The organism is Paenibacillus sp. FSL R10-2736 (assembly GCF_038000245.1).
Lineage (GTDB): Bacteria > Bacillota > Bacilli > Paenibacillales > Paenibacillaceae > Paenibacillus_AQ > Paenibacillus_AQ phytohabitans.
Genome location: NZ_JBBOBN010000001.1, coordinates 4,344,949 through 4,363,350, shown reverse-complemented (window position 1 = coordinate 4,363,350; position 18,402 = coordinate 4,344,949). Strand labels below are relative to the sequence as shown.

Sequence of the window (18,402 nt, the reverse complement as noted above, 5' to 3'; positions counted from 1 at the left end):
TATGGAACCTATTCCCAATCTGCCCCATGGTCATGATCCAATCGCACTCATTACCGGCACTTCCAGCGGTTTCGGGCTGCTGACTGCACTTACACTGGCGCGCAAGGGCTATAAGGTAATCGCCACCATGCGGGATCTCAGCCGCAAAGACGAGCTTGTACAGCAGGCTGAACAGGCTGGTGTTCTGGAACGTATTCATCTGATGACGCTGGATGTGACGGATGAATCTTCCGTTGCTTCAGCAATCCACGCGGTTACTGAGCTGTTCGGAAGAATGGATGTGCTGGTGAACAATGCCGGATTTGCTGTAGGCGGCTATGTGGAAGAAGTAAGCATGGAGGCGTGGCGGCGGCAGATGGAGACGAACTTCTTCGGCCTGATAGCAGTAACCAAAGCGGTACTTCCCATCATGCGCATGCAGCGCACGGGACTGATTATCAACGTGAGCAGTGTCAGCGGGCTGACCGGTTTTCCCGGATATGCACCGTATGCCGCCTCCAAGTTTGCAGTGGAAGGCTTCAGCGAGAGCCTGCGGCAGGAGATGCTTTCTTTTGGCGTCCGCGTAGTACTGGTTGAACCCGGCTCATTCCGCACGCCGATCTGGGGAAAAGGCATTGCCGGAATCCATAGCAGCGAAGGCTCTCCTTACCAGGCCAGGCTGGAGGAGGTGCTGCGCTACTCCCGGCGGACTGCTGAGACGGCGCCGGATCCGCAGGAGGTTGCTGAGCTGATCGGGCGGATTACAGAGAAGCGCGCACCCAAACTGCGCTATCCTGTCGGCAAAGGCTCGCGAATCCTCATGCTGGGCAAAATGCTGCTTCCCTGGAAGGAACTGGAGGGCATCATTGCAAGGTCATTGCGCGCGATGAAATGAATGACTGCCTGAAATAGCTGGGAGCCGCAGCCCAAGGATGAGGATTGCGTTCTGCCGGAATTTCCCTTACAGTTTAGCTATGGCGCTGACGCCGGGAATTGTCTGGAAGATCACATTTTGAACTTGAACAGAGGAGAATGGTCATGCATGAGCTGAATGGAGCTAATCAATGGCATATCAGCATTGGCGGAGATTACGGGTTGAACTTCGCATCGTATGTAGGCTGTTCCGTTGGGGCATTGCGCGGACCTGGAGGGCAGCATGTGTGGCCTGCTTCCGGCTCTGACCCGGGTCTTCCGGACTCCGATTCGCTGAAGTTGGCTTATGAACAGTGGTGGCTCGAGCTGGTGCGTTATAAAACGGATTGCATCCTGGCGGGAAAACATCCGCTGCTGCATCAGCCTCCGGGGTTTGAGACTGTGGCCGATCCGGCACTGCGGCAGACCTGTGCCGGACTGTGGCCGGCTTTTATAGAATGGTGGGAGATGGAGGTGGGGGGGCAGACCGCTATGCGCTTCTGGGAGGCTGCGCCGGACATCTACAATTATATTAACGAGTTTGAGGTGCAGACAGGCAGAAGCATCAGCACCTTCACACTCCGGATTGATCTGGTCTATGGTATTACGGAACCCGTGAAGCCGGTCCATGGTTATCTTCTGCTGCCGCCCGGTTATAAGTATCTGGTGAACAAGCAATGGTGGATAGCGCTTTTGGAGGAGTATTGTTAGCTGAATTTCTTATCTTTGCAGAAGCAGAACTGGGGTGTATGCATTGCCGGGAACAGTAGGATTACATATTTGCTTTGATGAGCGTGGCCGTGAGATTGAGGTTCTTGATGTGACTCCGGTTGCCCCGGACAAATACCGGATTGAAGAAACGCCGATTTTTAACCCGGGGATTGCTCTTGGTGACATTATCAGAGTGAGAGAACAAGAGGGCATTGCCTATTATGTAGAAACGGTGCAGAAATCCGGGTTCGTCAGGTATGCCTGGCTGCTTAGCAAAGAAGCGGCTGCTTCGCAGGAGATCCGCAGTTTCACAGAACGGGTTACGGAGCACGATGGGAGATGGGAGCAGATCTTCGGCGGCTTGCTTGTGATTCATCTGCCTAAACATTCTGCTGTGGATGCAGAGCTGGAAATGTCACGGATTATCGGACGTTTTGAAGCCTAACTATACTAATTCGAGGTGGCAATATTATGAAGAAATTCTTGAGACAATGGGTGCCCAGTATTGCAATCGGCATTATTCTATCCTTATTTATCCGGACTTACGTGGCTGAAGCGATGAGAGTACCGACCGGCTCCATGATTCCGACCATTGAGATTAACGACCGCCTGGTTGTGGACAAAATGCTCTGGAACTCCTCGCTGAAGCATGGCGACATTGTTGTGTTCTATCCACCGGTAGCCGGAGATGAGCATAAAAGATATGTGAAACGGCTGATTGGGCTGCCGGGAGATGAGATTGAGATTAAGGACGGTACCCTGTACCGTAATAATGAGGCGGTTGACGAGCCGTATCTCCAGGAAGCGATGACCTACACCTTCGGACCAGTCACCGTTCCTGCAGACCACTATTTCTTCCTTGGCGATAACCGGAATGTCAGCTATGACGCGCATTTATGGAGTACTCCGTTTGTAGACAAAGACAAACTGATTGGTAAAGTGCTGTTTGATGTGAATAATCTTTTCTAATTAAAAGCTACGGGCGAACCGGGTAATCTACCACGACGACATTCTCCAGAATCCCCTCCAGCCTTGCCACAAAAGCACGGTGCGCCGGATGCGGCCCGTATTGACGCAGGGCTTCCTGATCTGTAAAGGTCACGCGAAGCCCCAGCGTATAGCCGTGGATATTCTCCGTTTCCTCAGTCATGTTCACTCCTGCTGTAATCTCCACAATTCCCGGAATTTGATCCTTCAGCCCCAGCAAGGCTGCAATCAGGCCTTCTTCACTGCCCGGTTCGAAATGCTCATTGAATTGGAAAGCTACCAAATGCTCGTACATAATTGATCCTCCTAAAAGTTTTGTAAGCATAAGCTCCCTGTGATCACTTCGTCAAAACTGACTACGGAAGCATAAGCATCGTTTTGTAAGCATAACGGAATTATACTATAAATTTGTTCAATGGAAGGGGAACACAATGCCTGAAAACTCCGCCGGCAGCAGAATCAAGGCCCCCATGGCCCTTCGGACATTAATAGGTATCCTTCTCCCGGGGCTGCTCGTGGCTCTGACTCCCATAACCAACGCAGATAGGCATCCGTATATCTACTATCTCCGGGTGTTCTGGTTGAGTGCCAGCCTCCTGGCTTTTCTGTTCATTCTATTCAACGCTTTGCGGAAGGCCGGGAGGCTGAAGTGGGGGACAGATGCACTTATTGTTCGCAACCGGAGTTACTCCGGCAAGGAGATTAAGGCAATATACATAGATGGTCCGTTAGTAGGAATATTGCCCGAAGGTAAAAGGATTGTCCCGGTTAATCTGTGCTTCAGGTTCATCGAAGACCGGGAGGAGGACATGAAAAGACTGATGAACTGGACGGAAGCCAACGGAATCAAGCTGAAATATAAGAGATTTGTGAAGTGGATGTGAATATTTAATGGAAAGGCGGCTTAAGACAGGGATTCATTTGAACTATATTAAGGGCAGATTGTGACTTTCACCGGATTGTTACTTTGGGGTCTATTGACTATGATCAAGTGGAGCATAACGGAATATTCCTATAAACTAAAGGGGTGCTGAAACTTGAAAGTACATGTCACGGATCTCAAACACGGCGATTGTCTTATGACAGACACTTTCAACGGTGTAGGTCTGCATGTTCTCCCCAAGGGGACGCATGTTGAACGGGAGGAGATTAGTATCCTCATCCGGCACAAAATTCATTATGTGGATATTGAGCCGCGCAGTATGCAGCAAACGGGCAGTGAAGAAGAGCAAAGTCACGGATTGCATGATGATTTCGATCACGCTATCCTGAATTATGAATCTATTTTTCTGGAAGCGTTGACCCAGGGGAGCTTCTCACTGTCCATGGTCGATGATACATTGAAACCGCTTCTGGAAACATTGGAGGGGCAAAAGGACGTAGTCTCCCTGCTGCTTCTGCTGGACCGGGATGACATTGATACATACCATCATTCTTTACAGGTTGGCTTACTATCATATTATATTGCATTATGGATGGGCTACTCCAAGGAGGAGCGTTATCTGATCAGCCGCGCGGGCTACCTTCATGATATCGGCAAAAGCCAGGTTCCCCTGTCTATCCTGAACAAACCGGGTATTCTAACCGGTTCTGAAATAGAGGAACTGGCACGCCACACCTCCTATGGTTATGATCTAATCCGCGGCTCCAAGCTGGATGAGGTTACAGCACTCGTGGCGCTGCAGCATCATGAATATGAGGATGGCTCTGGATATCCGAAGCAGCTGCTCAAAAATAATATTCACCCTTACACCCAAATTGTTACCGTAGCCAACATATATATGTCCTTGACCACTTCAACCTTGAACCGTCCGAAGCAAGGACTGGTTACAGTACTGCGCAAGGTACATGAGATGGGCTTCGGCCAGTTGAACGGAACGGTTGTACAGGCACTTACCGGACATTTGCTGCCAAGCTTCGTAGGTAAGAATGTTCAGCTCAGCAACGGCGAAATGGGTATGATTGTAATGAATAACCCGCTGGATCTGTTCAAGCCGCTGGTAAAGGTAGACGAGGGCTTCAGAGATTTGTCCCGTGAGCGCAGCCTGTCTGTAGTTGAAGTCTTTAATTGATACGCCGGATAAGCGGCCTCTCTGGAGAGCGCCCGGTTCTTATGAACGGATATACCGTCCCCCCGGGATGGTGTATCCGTTTTTTGCGCAACTAGAAGAAGGTATAGCTTGCCGGTTTGTATTCCGGGAATAGATTGGCTATGATTAATGAGAGATTACTATAGCAATTCTGTGCAGCAGCATAAAGGAGAAATTACAATGAATGCCGACAATCAATTAGAGAAATTCAAGCAGATTAAATATGAGCTTACCCGGTTTATGATGATTTACAAATTCGCCCTCGCCGAAATGGAGACCAAAATTGAGATTCTCAAAGAGGAATTTCAGCTGCTCCACGACTACAGTCCGATCGAGCATACCAAGTCGCGGATTAAATCCCCGGAGAGCATTATGAATAAAATGCTGCGCAAGAACAGTGAGCTGTCACTCGCACAGATCAGATCCAGCATCAAGGATATTGCCGGACTGCGCATCACCTGCTCGTTCATTTCGGATATTTATCAGGTCAGTGCCATGCTGCAGAAGCAGGACGATCTCAAGGTGCTGGCGGTCAAGGATTATATCAAGAACCCGAAGCCGAATGGTTACCAGAGCCTGCACCTGCTCGTAGAGGTTCCGGTATTTATGTCTGACTGCCAGGAGCATGTCTGTGTAGAGGTGCAGATCCGTACGATTGCCATGGACTTCTGGGCCAGTCTGGAGCATAAAATTTTCTATAAATACAGCCAGGCGGTTCCCGAGCACCTGACACGTGAACTCAAGAATGCGGCAGACAAAGCGAACGCACTCGATTTGCAGATGGAACGGCTGCACCGTGAGATTCAGGAAATCAAGGATGCCCAGGAGGACGAGGATTCCTTCTCCGGACTGCGGGAGATTATCCTCAATAATCAGCAGTTTAACCTGCCGGCAAACTTTATTAAGCTGTTAGGGGAATAGCCATTCGATAGTTGAAGGGTGGAAGGCTCATGCACAGAAAGGCCTACGGATCTGGATGGAACCCTGCTGAACTCGGAACAAAAACTCTCTGCTTACACAGTGCGGGTAATAACGGAAGCGATGGAACAAGGAATGATAATCAGCTTCGCTACAGCGAGAGGGTTCATCAGTGCAGACATCGTAGCTGCGGATATTTCCTGGAAATATCCGCTTATTCTTTATAATGGGGCACTTATCTATGACAGCATGACGCACAAAGTGATTGCCGGTTACTGGCTGGACCCCGTTATTTCCGGGGAAATCATTAACACCGGACGGCAGGAGGAATTGGCCCCGCTGCATCAGAAAGTGCTTGACCGGTTCGGTTCAAAGGTACATATTCATTTCATGAAGGATATATACATAAAAGATCATTATTTCCTGGAATTTAGCCATCCGGATGCGAATAAGAGCCAGGGGCTGAAGCTATGGGCACAGCATATGGGGCTGGATACAGCGGATGTTGTTGTCTTCGGCGACCATTTGAATGATCTGGGGCTGTTTGCTGCAGCGGGAACAGGTGTCGCGGTGGAGAATGCCCATGAGGATCTCAAAGCTGTCGCACATCGGATTACCGCATCCAACAATGAGAATGGTGTTGCAGTGTTTCTGGCAGAAACTATGAACAAGGGAGAGATGACAGGTGAGTGAACAGCGTCTTCGTACCATTACAGTGAACCAGGCGGGTTATTCCAGTGCAGGGGAGAAGCTTGCCCTATTTACCGGAGAGGTGTCCCGTTTCCGGGTAGTTGATCTGCAGACTGGAAGCGTTGTATTTAGCGGACAGACAGGGGAAGGAGTGGAGGATAAGCCAAGCGGGAGCCGTGTACATACCGGTGTATTCTCCGCCGTGACGGCTCCGGGCAAGTACCGGATTGAAGGTGAGGATGGACAGGCTTCGGCTGCGTTTATGATTGCAGACAAGCCTTACGGGGAGCTGCAGCAGGGTTTATTGAAAGCCTTCTATTATTACCGCTGCGGAGTGGAGCTAAGCGGAGAGTACGCCGGACCCTGGGGACATGAGGCCTGTCATCTGGCAGCAGGAACGGTAATCGGCCAGCCGGAGCTGAAGCTGGATAGCTGTGGCGGCTGGCATGATGCGGGCGACTACGGGAAATATTCCGGGCCCGGAGCCAAGGCCGTTGCCGATCTGCTGTTGGCCTGGGAGCTGTATCCTGCGGCATTTGCCGGTGCATTTACACTGCCGGAGAGTGACGGCGTGATGCCGGATGTACTGCTAGAGTGTAAAGTGGAGCTGGACTGGTTGTTCAAAATGCAGGTGAGCGGCAGCGGTGCTGTGTACCACAAGCTGACCACTCAGAACTTTCCGGGGCTTGATGTGATGCCGGAAGAGGATACGGCGGAGCTGTATTTCTCCCCGGTGTCTGCTGCGGCTACAGGTGACTTCGCCGGTGTAATGGCGATGGCGGCGCGGGTCTATAAGCCGTTCGATGAAGTCTATGCCGCCCGGTGCCTTGAAGCTGCGGTGGCTGCCTGGAACTGGCTGGAGGCACATCCGGAAGAGCCGGGCTTTACTAATCCGCCGGGCATTACAACCGGGGAATACGGTGATGAGGAAGATCGCGACGAGCGCTTCTGGGCAGCGGCGGAGCTGTTCCGGACTACAGGCGGTGAGCAATACCATAGCGCAGCCAGAGAATTGGCGAAGCTTCCATTCCCGAAATACAGCCTCGGCTGGGCGGACATGGGCGGCTATGGCACACTGGCTTACCTGTTGAACGGGGAAGAGCAAGCAGTGGCTTCTCTGTATGTGGAGCTGAAGGAGGGGCTGGTGGCTGAAGCCGCGCGCATCCTCCGGCAGAGCCGGGAGGATGGTTACAGAATCTCGCTGCGGGAAGAGGATTATATCTGGGGCAGCAACATGCTGGTCATGAACAATGCCATGCTGCTGCTGGCGGCGGAGCATTTCAGCGGGGAGACTGAATATGCGGCTTGTGCACTGGATCATCTGCATTATCTGCTCGGCCGCAATGTGCTGGGCATCAGCTACGTGACCGGCTTCGGTGAACACGCGGTCATGCATCCGCATCACCGCCCGTCAGTCGGAGACAATGTAGCAGAACCCGTTCCGGGTCTGGTCTCAGGGGGACCTGACCGCGGGCTGCATGATGAATATGTGCAGGAGCACTTGCAAGGCAAACCGGCAGCCCAGTGTTTCGTTGATCATGAAGACAGCTACTCGACGAATGAGGTCACCATTTATTGGAATTCACCGGCGGTGTTCGTGACGGCAAGGTTCAATTCCTGATCAGAAGAGGAGACGGGTCCATGCAGACATTCAAGGTTATTAGTCTGGATATGTTCCAGACTCTGGTGAATATTCAGGGGAGGCGGGCAGAAGTGTGGAAGCCGATCCTTAAGCAGGATTTCAGCGAAGACAAGTCCCGGGAGCTGGGCAGCCAGCTGCTCAGCCACTATTTCGCCGTATCAACCGAAGCACGGGAGGCGGGCAGCTTCATCAGCAGCAAGGAAATATACAGCAGAGGATTTCAGCAAGTATTCATGCAGTATGGCTTGGACTATGATTGCTCTCAGGCTGTTGATAACCTGTTTGCCCAGCACCGGCTGTCCGCAATGTATGCGGACACCGAAGCCTTCCTACAGCAGATCTGCGGGGAGTATCAGGTCTGCATTGTCAGTGATACCGATGAGCTTATGCTTCCGGACTTCTACCGGAGTTATCCTATCTCTTTATTCACTTCCGAAAGGTACCAGTCTTATAAGAATGACAGTCATAACCGGATGTTCACTGAGGTTATCGCCCATTATGGTGTGGAGCCGGAGCAGATTCTCCATATCGGAGACTCGGCATCAGATGTGCTGGGAGCAGCCCGGGCGGGAATCAGGTCCTGCTGGATCAACCGGGAGCAGCTCGTCTGGAAGCATGGGGTGAAGCCGGATTATACAGTGGGTACCCTGGAGGAAGTCTATGAATTGATATCAACAGTGAGTAGTCCGATATCCATTGATTAATAATGAAGGAGCCGTGAGGGAAATGAACCACAAACTGACAGAGCAGGACCTGGAGTTACTGAAGTATCCGATCGGGAAATTCACAGCTGTGGAGAACCGCACGGAAGAAGCGCGGCAAGAATCCATACGGATCATGAAGCTGCTGGCGGCTGAACTTAGGGAGGCTGTAGGGCCGCTAACGGCGGAGCAGTTAGACACGCCTTACCGTCCGGGCGGCTGGACAGTGTGTCAGGTCGTGCATCATCTGGCGGATACCGGCATGTATGCCTATCTGCGCTTCAAACGGGGGCTGACAGAAGAAGCACCGCAGGTACCAAGCTACAGACAGGATCTCTGGGCGGAGCAGAGCGATTATACGGATGAACCGGCGGAGTCCTCACTTCAGCTGGTGGAGCTGCTTAACCGGAGATTCGCAACCCTGCTTACTTCACTGAAGCCGGGTGATTATGATCGAAGCTTCGTAAGTGCCGGTCTGGGCACGTTGACGCTGGATGCCGCAATTCAAAGATATATCTGGCATAGCCGCCATCATCTGGCCCAGATTACTTCACTAATCCGGCGGAACGGCTGGTAAAACATATTCATATTCATCAAAAAAAAAGCAGATGGAATGGGGTAGCCCCTTCCATCTGCTCTTTTTCAGTTGTTCGTTATCTCTGCATCATACGGTATCCTAATGAAATCTACTCCCGGCTGGCTTGAACGATTTTGCCGGCAATGGCCGCAGGCTTGGTATGCACAGTAGTCAGATGGTCTCCGGTTCCCTCTATATAGCGGAACATACCCAGGTGGCCGGATTGACCCGGATGCCAGCCTCCCGCAGCTCCCTGCGGCAGGACCATATCCTCGGTCAGGAACAGATAGCTTTTGGGAAGATCGAGACTGTAGAACTTCTTCAGATCCAGCTTCTGAAAAGCCGGACCGGCAGGCTCGGGAATGACTTTTTTATACAAAGCCTGTGCTTCTTCAGTAGTAGCTGTATTCACAAACACATCACGGAATAAGGGGTAAGGGAGCATAATCGTATTGTTTCCGGAGGCTTTCAGTAATCCCTCGAACAGCAGCTGCACCGGAGCGGGGAACTGGTCGGCCACACTCTGCCCGTCCAGCGGTACAAAAGCATCAAAGAACACAAGCCGTTTAATCCGGTCCGGAACCAGCTCAGCGGTCTTCTGAACAACAGAACCGCCAAAGCTGTGTCCGAGTAAAATAATATCATGCAGATCCTTCTGCTTAATGAAATCCGCTACGGACTTCGTTACCTGTTCGTGCGTGACCATGGTATTCTTGTCCCCGCCGTGACCCGCATATTCCGGAGTATAGACGGTATGGCCCATTTTGCGGAGTTCTGCCGCCGTTTCATCCCAGAAGCTGGCATCCACCCATGCACCGTGGACAAGCACGAAGGTTAAGTTTTGCTGATCTCCCGGCGTACCTTTTGCCGCTGCTCCTGCTGGTGAAGGGTGGAACGGCAGTAATACGAGAAGGAAGAGCAGGGCAACCGTCCCGGTTAGCGCTTTTCTGATTCGTTGATTATTCATATCGACTCTGGCCTCCCGCAATGTGATCGAACCTAATAGACAGGATGCCCGGATCCATGCGTAAAGATGTAATTTCACGGAAGAAAATGGAACTCAAACTGGTTGTGTACTCCATTTCCCAATCGTTTATAATTAAACCATATGGGCTCAGGCAGACAAGGAGGTTGAGGAATGCCTACACCAAAAGGAGCAGAACATAAACCTAAAAGGAAACTCAGTCTAACATTGCTGCTCATGGCCCTGGTGACCATGGTGTTTCTGCTCACAACAACGATTCTGTTTGTTGGCTCTTACCAATCCAAGAAGAAATCCCTGATGGCTACCACGCTTAGTCTGAATTACTCCAATGCAGACAGAATGAGTAAAACGGTGGATTCGCTTATCCTTTCAATGCGCAGCAGCTTGATTTATGGTGCCGACAAAATCTCCGGCATGGAGTCAGCAGGGCCGGAAGCTATAGATGAATATCTTGATTTAATGCGCAACAGCAGCAATTACTTTAATTCAATCATCCGGGTAGATGCCGAAGGGAAGGTGCTGAATAATTCACCGTCTGCCCTTGGAATGATAGGCAAGCAGATTATGTCACCTCCGGTGCTGGAAGCGCTGCGGTTGAAGAATGAGTACCTGTCACCTTCCTATACTTCGTCCACGACCGGCAGAATTCTTTTTTTCATGAGTGAACCGCTGTATAACCAGGACAAACAATATCTGGGTCAGCTCGGGGGTACAGTCTATCTCCAGGATTACAATATCCTGAACATGATATTCGGGAACAATACCGTCGATGAATCGGGTTCCTATTACTATATTGTCAGCTCGGAAGGGCATCTGCTCTTCCATCCCGACAAAACACGAATGAACGAGGATGTAAGTGACAACGAGGTTGTGCAGCTGATGATGCAAGGGAAGAGCGGGGAAATGATGGGGCGCAATACCAAGGGCGTGTTGATGCTCGCTGGTTATTCGGCAGTTCCGGCTAACGGCTGGGGTGTTGTTGTGGTGTCACCGGTCAAAGTCATCAAGGATCAGCTGCTGGCCCATTTGCGCAAAATCGTAACGTATACCGTGATTCCGTTTATTATCCTGCTGCTATGCGTATTTGTGCTGGCTCACCGGCTGGCGAAGCCTTTTGTGGTGCTTGCAGATCTGGTGAACCGTATAGGCAAAGAGAATGTTGAGCTCCCCGATCTGAAGCCCCATTGGAACCGGGAGGTGGACCTGCTGACCAAAGCGGTGGTCATTGCCTGGACGGATATCCAGAAGCAGACGAACCAGCTCACCCAGGAGGCCATGACGGACCTGCTGACAGGACTTACGAACCGCAGATCCCTGGACCTGAGCATGAGCCAATGGATTGCCGCCCGGGTACCTTTTTCCGTCATTGTTCTGGATGTGGACAAATTCAAATTCGTTAACGATACTTACGGCCATCTGGCCGGGGATGAGGTACTGCGGCAGGTCGCTGAAGTTCTGACCGCAAATATCCGCCCGGGTGATGTGTGTGCCCGTTACGGGGGAGAGGAATTTGTGCTGCTGCTTCCGCGGACCAGACCCGAGGATGCCTACAATGTGGCCGAACGGATCCGCCAGACGCTTGAGAAAAGCAAGGTCCCCTTGCCGATGCAAGTGACCTCTTCCCAGGGGATTGCCCATTATCCTACGAATGGCCGTACGCGCGAAGAGCTGCTGGGGAAGGCGGATGAAGCTTTATATACTGCGAAGCATACCGGCAGGAACCGGACTGTGATTGCCCGCGAATAGGGAAAAGGAGCATCTCCATCATGGGGGTGCTTTTTAGGTTCCTCTCTGCAGCTGAAATTAATCGTCACCTGGGCCTGGGCGGATACATATCCTACCTCAGAACGATAAAAAACGGCCCCGATGAAAGGAAGGATTCGCGTGACCTCTTATATGGATTACACGTCACCTAATACACAGTTTACGTTTGACATGAATTGCAACACATTGTTTAAGAAGGATGACTGCAATTATATCAATGTACTGGGTATCAAGAATTTGAACACCCTGGAGAACACCTCGCTGCTTGATATCTATCTTAGTAAATCCAATGTGGTAGAACCGCATTATCATCAAAATGCTGCAGAGCTGGTGTATTGTATATCCGGCTGTGCGGTGGTATCTCTGATCAACCCGTTCACAAATGAACTGCTGCATTTCCCCATATCACCGGGCCAGGTAGCCAATGTGCCGCAGGGCTGGTGGCATTATGAAGTGGCAACGGTGGATTGTACCCATCTGCTGGCTATATTCAATGCGCCGACGCCGGAGGTCATTCTGGGCTCGGATATTCTGAGCAAGACACCGGCCAATGTCCTGGCTCATACGTACTGTCTGAATGAAGCACTGGTTAAGGAAGCGCTGGCTCCCGTTAAGCCCCAGACCTTCATTGGTCCGCCGGCAGATTGCTGCGATCCCTCGCAGGTGGCTGCTGCGAATATGAAGGGTACGAAGCTGGCTCCCGTCAATATGGCGCCTATGATGGACAATGCCAATATGCCTCCGATGATGGCAAATGCGAATATGGCGCCTTATAGTTATCAGCAGGCTCCGCAGCCTTTCGGATACCAGCCTATGCCGGTCCACGGCTACTATACCCAGCCGTATGCCCAGCCTTACCGCCAGCATCCATATGTCCAGTTCAATCCGAATGCGGGAAATGCCGTAAATGAAGCGGGAATCGAATAACAGAACAGGGAATGAAAGAAGACGGCAGCGAATTCTGAGGATTCAGAATACACTGCCGTCTTGTTATATATATTAAACTGAAAAATTAACGAGGGAACAGCGCCGGAAAATTATGGAACCTAGGACAGGCGGACAAGCACGCGGCCCCGTGTATTCGACTTCAGAATATCCTCGAGTGCAGCAGGCAGCTCCTTCAGGGTAATCTCGCGGTCCACCAGCTCCTCCAGTACGGCAGGCTTCATGTCGCCGGCCATACGCTGCCACAGCTTCGCCCGTTTCTCCGCAGGGCAGGAGACGGAATCGATGCCAAGCAGGCTGACTCCGCGCAGGATGAACGGTAATACCGTTGTTGGAACGGCGGTTCCTGCTGTTAAGCCGCTTGCGGCAACTGCACCGCCGTAAGCGATCTTACTCAATACAGCCGCTAGCGGTGAGCCTCCAACGGAATCTACAGCAGCCTGCCACAGCTGCTTATCTAGCGGCTTAACCGTGCTGCCGGCTACATCCTCGCGCGAGATTACTTCAGCTGCGCCCAAGGCTTGCAGATAACTAGCTTCGTCTGTTCTGCCGGTGCTGGCGGCTACCTGGTAGCCTTGCTTCGCCAGAATGGCCACAGCAGCACCTCCGACACCTCCGGTTGCACCGGTGACGAGCACTTTTCCGTTATCCGGAGTTAGTCCGTGAGCTTCCAGCGCTTCAATAGACATTGCAGCCGTGAAACCGGCCGTTCCGTAGATCATCGCTTCCCGCAAAGTTAAGCCCTCCGGCAAAGGAACAACCCAGTCTGCAGGAATACGTGCATATTCACTGAAGCCGCCGAAGTGCGATACGCCGATGCCATAGCTGGTGGCAATAACGGACTGGCCTTCCTGGAAACGGCTGTCGGCAGAAGAGACCACGGTCCCTGAGAGATCTATGCCGGGAACAAACGGATAATTTCGCACAATGTTGCCATCCGGGATACCCGCTAGTCCATCTTTATAGTTTACACTGGAATAGGCTACCTTAATTAGGACTTCACCGGCCGGCAGGTCTTCGAGTGACAGCGGCTTGACCTCTACAGAGAAAGTGTCAGTCTTATCTACTACCAAAGCTTGAAAAAGGTTAGTCATATCTTATATTCTCCTTAACCGAACTCTATTTGTACATCTGTTATATAATATTTATTCTGACCGGTCAACTTTTTATTGACTATGATATAATACACATTATTCTTAATTCGCGGAGGTTCTATGGTACGTTACAAGAAATCTGAAGAGAAGCGCAAGCAGATCCTGCACGCTGCGTTTCGGGCATTGTCCGAGCGGGGCTACGATGCTGTAACCCTGCAGACGATCGCCGATCATGCGGAGGTCAGCAAGGGCGTTGTCCATTATTATTTCGAGAGCAAGGAAGCGGTGCTGGTTGAACTCCTGGAATGGCTGACCGGCAGAATCTCTGCCAAGGAGCAGGCCGCTGTGGCGGAACAGCATACCGCAACGGGGAAGCTGACGGCATACATCGGGTCTGCATTTCCCGGTCCGGCGCAGAACCGTGCCTTTTACCGTGTCTACCTGGATTTCCTGGCACGGGCCAGCCGCATTCCGGTGTACCGGGAGATTAATCAGCGTTTCTATGACAGCTGTGCGGGAATTAGTACGGAGGTGCTGACACTCGGGCAGCAGGAAGGGATTTTCTCCAAAGAGCTGTCGCCAGACAAGACTGCCCCGGTGATCCGGGCGATTATTGACGGCTGCCTGATCCAGTGGCTGATGGCCGATAAGGACGAGCTGCATGAGGTATTCAAGGATTCCTGTTACACGGCAATTATGAAGGTGCTGAGTGTGTAGAGGGGAAGATGAAGAAACTGGAGAAAGGTGGATAGCATTTGGGGAGAAAATGGCGAAAGATCGTACTTATAGCTGTGGTCTGCTTTGTTCTGGGCGGGGGAGTGTTGTATTGGCTATACGGCACCGGATTCGCTCCTGGTCACAGCAGACTGCGGATTAGTGAAGGTGAACCTGTACAATATCTGCAGGGAAATGGGGTAGTGGTTATCGATCAAATGGAGCTGTCACTTGGCCATCAGAGCCAACCCGACGGCTACATCAGTATCTATAATCATTCGGAGATATTGTGGAAGAAACCGGTCACGATTCCGGCAGGAGAAGGGCAGCTGATCAAGTTCACACAGGAAGGGAGTGCTGTATTTCCTGCTCCTGAGGTTATTTATTATTGGCTATGTATTCAGCGTCCCGGCAAACATGCGGAGGATAACCTTGTAACCTACTATATTGAAGCCAAATTACTTGGTGGAGATGAAGATGCTGCGGAAAATAAGCTGCTGAAGCTTGCGGAGAACTGGGAGGTTCCGGATTGAGCAGGAATTATTATGTACAATCTGTGAACTGTAGTATATTGGACTTAGATTCGTCTGATGAGGGAGGCATATTCTATGTCAATTGCAACAACGATGATTATCCGGCTGGAGATCCGCAAGTCTGAAGCGTCTTTCGGGGATGTGGCAGCAAGGCTCGCGTCTGCGGGCGGCGATATCGTGGCGATAGACGTCATCCGTGGCGGCAAGGACGTGACGACCCGGGATCTTACAGTAAATGTGCAGGATGCAGCCAATGAAGAGATTATAAGTGTGCTTAGGAATATGCCGGGTATAAAAGTCATTAACGTCTCCGACCGGACCTTCCTGGCCCATCTCGGCGGCAAAATTGAGATTACTCCGAAGATGCCGATCAAGAACCGGGAGGATCTGTCCCTGGTCTACACACCTGGTGTGGCCCGTGTCTGTATGGCGATTGCCGAAGATCCCGCAAAGGCCTATTCGCTGACGATGAAAAGAAATACGGTAGCTGTCGTTACCGACGGCACCGCAGTGCTCGGGCTTGGTGATATCGGACCGGAGGCGGCGATGCCGGTGATGGAAGGGAAGGCCATGCTGTTCAAGCAGCTGGCGGATATTGATGCTTTTCCGCTGTGTCTTGACACGAAGGACCCGGATGAAATCATCCGGATTGTGAAAGCGGTTGCTCCCGGCTTCGGCGGAATCAATCTGGAGGATATCAGCTCTCCGCGCTGCTTCGAGATTGAGCGGCGGCTGTCAGCCGAGCTGGACATTCCGGTCTTCCATGATGATCAGCACGGCACCGCAGTGGTAGCGCTGGCCGGTCTGCTGAATGCACTCCAAGTAGTGGACAAGGTTATTGCCGATTGCAGAATTGTTGTCGTTGGCATCGGTGCGGCGGGCGTGTCGATCTGCCGCCTGCTGCTGGCGGCGGGCGCGAAGCAGATCTATGCCGTGGACCGGGCAGGGATTCTGAACCGGGACGAAAACTACTCCAATCCCGAATGGAGCTGGCTGGCCGATGCAACGAATCCGGAGAATCTGAGCGGAGGCCTTGACGAAGCGATTCGCGGTGCGGATGTATTCATCGGCGTCTCCGGTGGAGGGATTCTACAGGTGAAGCATCTGCAGACCATGGCCCCGGACAGCATTGTGTTTGCTATGGCCAACCCCAACCCGGAGATTGAACCGGAGCTGGCTGAGCCTTTTGTCCGCGTGCTGGCTACCGGAAGAAGCGATTATCCGAACCAGATTAATAACGTCCTCTGTTTCCCGGGGATCTTCCGCGGAGCGCTGGACTGCCGGGCGAAGACCGTGAATCTGGAGATGAAGCTGGCGGCGGCACAGGCCATCGCTGCAGTTGTCCATCCGGATGAGCGGAATGAGCAGTACATTATTCCGAGTATTTTTAACGAAAAGGTAGTGGAGCAGGTACGTCTTGCTGTTATCCAGGCAGCCATCGCTACCGGGATAGCGCGGCGTATTCCGCCGGATATTAGCTGAGCGGAGAGTGCTAACCCGGATAGCAACTTGAATACTGACAAGGCAAATGAAGCTGCGGCCACTATGGCTTGCGGCTTTTTTGTGTTGGTTGCGGAGATATTTATGTTAAATTAACAAATTTCGACAAATATCTCGGTATTACTGTGGTACCATTCGTCTGATAATCAATAATCAGCTGGCTGTTGCATATGGAGGTCTATGATGCACGATGACAATAACTATCGGGTAAGAGAAAGAAGAGTTTCTAAAGATGGTAAACAAGCGGGATTCGGAAAATACGGCTGCGCAAGCATTATACTGCTTATTATGATTGGGCCATTCCTCATTTTGGGATTGAGTCAGCTGATTGATACGATCAAAGTAAGCAATCGACATGAAAGTAAACTTGCCATTCAGTATCTCCAAAGCAAATATGGCGAACCGTTTAAGGTAGTGCGTGGAACCGTGAATTATAACACTCCTCTTCAAATGATAACGCTGAAGGCCTCTTCGGAGGCTGAGCCGGACATCATATTTTCAACTAAAGCCTATATAGGGGGAAGTGAGCGATTTTACTGGGATGATCTCCCTGTCCAAAGAGGATTCGACCGGATTATCTCCCATTATTTTAATAGAGATGAGTTCTTCTATACAGTGAGTTCATTTAATGAAGACAATTTGGGGAGTTCAACGTTAGCGCAAGAACCGAAAAAGTATGTTGACGAATGGACAGGATATCTTGAAATGTTTAGAGACAAAGAATTCAACGTTTCATTATACACCTATTGGAGCTCTGATCCGGTTGTCAATACAGCAAAGTTTGCAGACATGAACAGCTTCTTTCAGGCGCTGAAAAAATATTCATTAAATGATTCTAACATTTTATTAAATTACGATTATAGAAATACTAGTGGAGATAAGGGGGAATTCGATCGGCTTGTAGAATATTTGAGAAAAGAGCAAAAACATATGAAAGTGAAGAATTCAGAAGTAGTTGAATACGAAAGCTGTGATATTCCAATTACATATATTAATAGCAAAAATGATCTTGAAAAATATATACTGGATAACTGTTCTTATGTTCGGACCAACATCAACATGGTAAAATATACAATTGAAAACATCTATTCAATTATTCAGGAGGCGCTATGAACCGCAGAATTCATATTATGGGAGCTTCCGGAGCGGGGACTACCACACTTGGTAAGGCGCTCGCGGCAAGGCTTCCGCATGTTCATCTGGACAGTGACGATTATTTCTGGGAGCAGAAATATAGTAAGCAAACTCCGGTTGCAGCGCGGCTAAGCAGATTGCGTGCCGATTTGGAGCGGCAGGAGCCGTGGATTCTGTCCGGTGCGGTCTGCGGATGGGGAGACGGGCTGCGCGATACTTTTGATCTGGTGATTTTCCTGTGGATACCTGAACAGCTCCGGCTGGAACGTTTGCGGGCGAGGGAATATGAGCGATATGGCGATGAGGGGCTGCCTGGGGGAAGCAAATATGAGGATGTGAAGACCTTCATGGAGTGGGCGGCGCTCTATGATACGGCTGGACCGGAGGTCCGGAGCCGGGCGCTGCATGAGGAATGGATGGCGGGGCTGAATTGTGATGTTATGCGTTTGGAAGGAGATATGCAAGTGGAAGAACGGGTGGCGGCTGTACTGCACCATATGTCCCGGTAAATCCGGCCATGACCGGA

General features: G+C 51.1%; 21 protein-coding genes. 18 read left to right on the top strand and 3 right to left on the bottom strand.

The genetic code is table 11. From position 1 onward, the window contains the following. Position 1 precedes the first annotated feature (1 nt). From NSQ73_RS19065 to lepB, 4 genes are all read left to right on the top strand, one after another. On the top strand, positions 2-874 hold the full coding sequence (locus tag NSQ73_RS19065) for an SDR family oxidoreductase (protein ID WP_340987684.1): 873 nt from the start codon (positions 2-4) through the stop codon (positions 872-874). A 143-nt stretch (positions 875-1,017) separates the two neighbouring features. Beyond that, a complete protein-coding gene (locus tag NSQ73_RS19060; RefSeq protein ID WP_340987683.1) occupies positions 1,018-1,602 on the top strand; it encodes a hypothetical protein in 585 nt (194 codons plus the stop codon). 43 nt (positions 1,603-1,645) lie between these two features. Beyond that, entirely contained in the window at positions 1,646-2,047 is a 402-nt protein-coding gene (locus NSQ73_RS19055; RefSeq protein ID WP_340987682.1) for a DUF4265 domain-containing protein, read from the top strand. Between the two features lie 26 nt (positions 2,048-2,073). Further along, positions 2,074-2,571 carry a signal peptidase I gene (lepB, locus tag NSQ73_RS19050; protein ID WP_039297176.1) on the top strand — a complete coding sequence of 166 codons (498 nt, stop codon included), beginning with the start codon at positions 2,074-2,076 and terminating at the stop codon, positions 2,569-2,571. 7 nt (positions 2,572-2,578) lie between these two features. On the opposite strand, the gene NSQ73_RS19045 is transcribed toward lepB, so the two are convergent. Further along, positions 2,579-2,884, bottom strand: a complete 306-nt coding sequence (locus tag NSQ73_RS19045) for a Dabb family protein (protein WP_042136136.1) — start codon at positions 2,882-2,884, stop codon at positions 2,579-2,581. Positions 2,885-3,020: 136 nt separating this feature from the next. On the opposite strand from NSQ73_RS19045, the gene NSQ73_RS19040 reads away from it, so the two are divergent. From NSQ73_RS19040 to NSQ73_RS19010, 7 genes are all read left to right on the top strand, one after another. Continuing rightward, complete coding sequence (locus NSQ73_RS19040) at positions 3,021-3,473, top strand: hypothetical protein (protein ID WP_340987681.1); 453 nt, start codon at positions 3,021-3,023, stop codon at positions 3,471-3,473. Between the two features lie 153 nt (positions 3,474-3,626). Then, a complete protein-coding gene (locus NSQ73_RS19035) occupies positions 3,627-4,661 on the top strand; it encodes an HD-GYP domain-containing protein (RefSeq protein WP_340987680.1) in 1,035 nt (344 codons plus the stop codon). Between the two features lie 198 nt (positions 4,662-4,859). Further along, on the top strand, positions 4,860-5,600 hold the full coding sequence (locus NSQ73_RS19030; RefSeq protein WP_340987678.1) for a GTP pyrophosphokinase: 741 nt from the start codon (positions 4,860-4,862) through the stop codon (positions 5,598-5,600). An 18-nt stretch (positions 5,601-5,618) separates the two neighbouring features. Beyond that, positions 5,619-6,290 carry an HAD family hydrolase gene (locus NSQ73_RS19025; protein ID WP_340987677.1) on the top strand — a complete coding sequence of 224 codons (672 nt, stop codon included), beginning with the start codon at positions 5,619-5,621 and terminating at the stop codon, positions 6,288-6,290. Beyond that, a complete protein-coding gene (locus NSQ73_RS19020; RefSeq protein ID WP_340987676.1) occupies positions 6,283-7,908 on the top strand; it encodes a glycoside hydrolase family 9 protein in 1,626 nt (541 codons plus the stop codon). The genes NSQ73_RS19025 and NSQ73_RS19020 overlap by 8 nt, the downstream gene beginning before the upstream one ends. Positions 7,909-7,928: 20 nt before the next feature. Further along, entirely contained in the window at positions 7,929-8,633 is a 705-nt protein-coding gene (locus NSQ73_RS19015; RefSeq protein ID WP_340987675.1) for an HAD family hydrolase, read from the top strand. Positions 8,634-8,655: 22 nt separating this feature from the next. Beyond that, positions 8,656-9,207 carry a YfiT family bacillithiol transferase gene (locus NSQ73_RS19010; protein ID WP_340987674.1) on the top strand — a complete coding sequence of 184 codons (552 nt, stop codon included), beginning with the start codon at positions 8,656-8,658 and terminating at the stop codon, positions 9,205-9,207. Between the two features lie 109 nt (positions 9,208-9,316). On the opposite strand, the gene NSQ73_RS19005 is transcribed toward NSQ73_RS19010, so the two are convergent. After that, a complete protein-coding gene (locus NSQ73_RS19005) occupies positions 9,317-10,174 on the bottom strand; it encodes an alpha/beta hydrolase (protein ID WP_340987673.1) in 858 nt (285 codons plus the stop codon). A 171-nt stretch (positions 10,175-10,345) separates the two neighbouring features. Here NSQ73_RS19005 and NSQ73_RS19000 point away from each other — a divergent pair, with 171 nt between their 5' ends. Together NSQ73_RS19000 and NSQ73_RS18995 are read left to right on the top strand one after the other, a co-directional pair. Beyond that, the gene (locus NSQ73_RS19000) at positions 10,346-11,938 is read left to right on the top strand and encodes a sensor domain-containing diguanylate cyclase (RefSeq protein WP_042136150.1); all 1,593 of its coding nucleotides are present in this window, start codon (positions 10,346-10,348) and stop codon (positions 11,936-11,938) included. Between the two features lie 138 nt (positions 11,939-12,076). Next, positions 12,077-12,883, top strand: coding sequence for a cupin domain-containing protein (locus NSQ73_RS18995; RefSeq protein ID WP_340987671.1), 807 nt, complete (start codon positions 12,077-12,079; stop codon positions 12,881-12,883). Between the two features lie 119 nt (positions 12,884-13,002). Here NSQ73_RS18995 and NSQ73_RS18990 read toward each other — a convergent pair whose 3' ends face one another. Continuing rightward, positions 13,003-13,995 carry an acrylyl-CoA reductase family protein gene (locus NSQ73_RS18990; protein ID WP_340987670.1) on the bottom strand — a complete coding sequence of 331 codons (993 nt, stop codon included), beginning with the start codon at positions 13,993-13,995 and terminating at the stop codon, positions 13,003-13,005. A 120-nt stretch (positions 13,996-14,115) separates the two neighbouring features. Between NSQ73_RS18990 and NSQ73_RS18985 the strand changes: the two genes are divergently transcribed. From NSQ73_RS18985 to NSQ73_RS18965, 5 genes are all read left to right on the top strand, one after another. Continuing rightward, positions 14,116-14,712 carry a TetR/AcrR family transcriptional regulator gene (locus tag NSQ73_RS18985; protein WP_340987669.1) on the top strand — a complete coding sequence of 199 codons (597 nt, stop codon included), beginning with the start codon at positions 14,116-14,118 and terminating at the stop codon, positions 14,710-14,712. A gap of 38 nt (positions 14,713-14,750) precedes the next feature. After that, entirely contained in the window at positions 14,751-15,242 is a 492-nt protein-coding gene (locus NSQ73_RS18980) for a hypothetical protein (protein WP_340987668.1), read from the top strand. A 75-nt stretch (positions 15,243-15,317) separates the two neighbouring features. Next, positions 15,318-16,724 (top strand): NAD-dependent malic enzyme, encoded by a 1,407-nt coding sequence (locus NSQ73_RS18975; RefSeq protein WP_340987667.1) that lies wholly within the window; start codon positions 15,318-15,320, stop codon positions 16,722-16,724. 198 nt (positions 16,725-16,922) lie between these two features. Continuing rightward, complete coding sequence (locus NSQ73_RS18970; protein WP_340987666.1) at positions 16,923-17,855, top strand: hypothetical protein; 933 nt, start codon at positions 16,923-16,925, stop codon at positions 17,853-17,855. Next, on the top strand, positions 17,852-18,385 hold the full coding sequence (locus NSQ73_RS18965; protein WP_340987665.1) for an AAA family ATPase: 534 nt from the start codon (positions 17,852-17,854) through the stop codon (positions 18,383-18,385). Before NSQ73_RS18970 ends, NSQ73_RS18965 begins: the two co-directional genes overlap by 4 nt. The last annotated feature ends 17 nt before the right edge of the window (positions 18,386-18,402 follow it).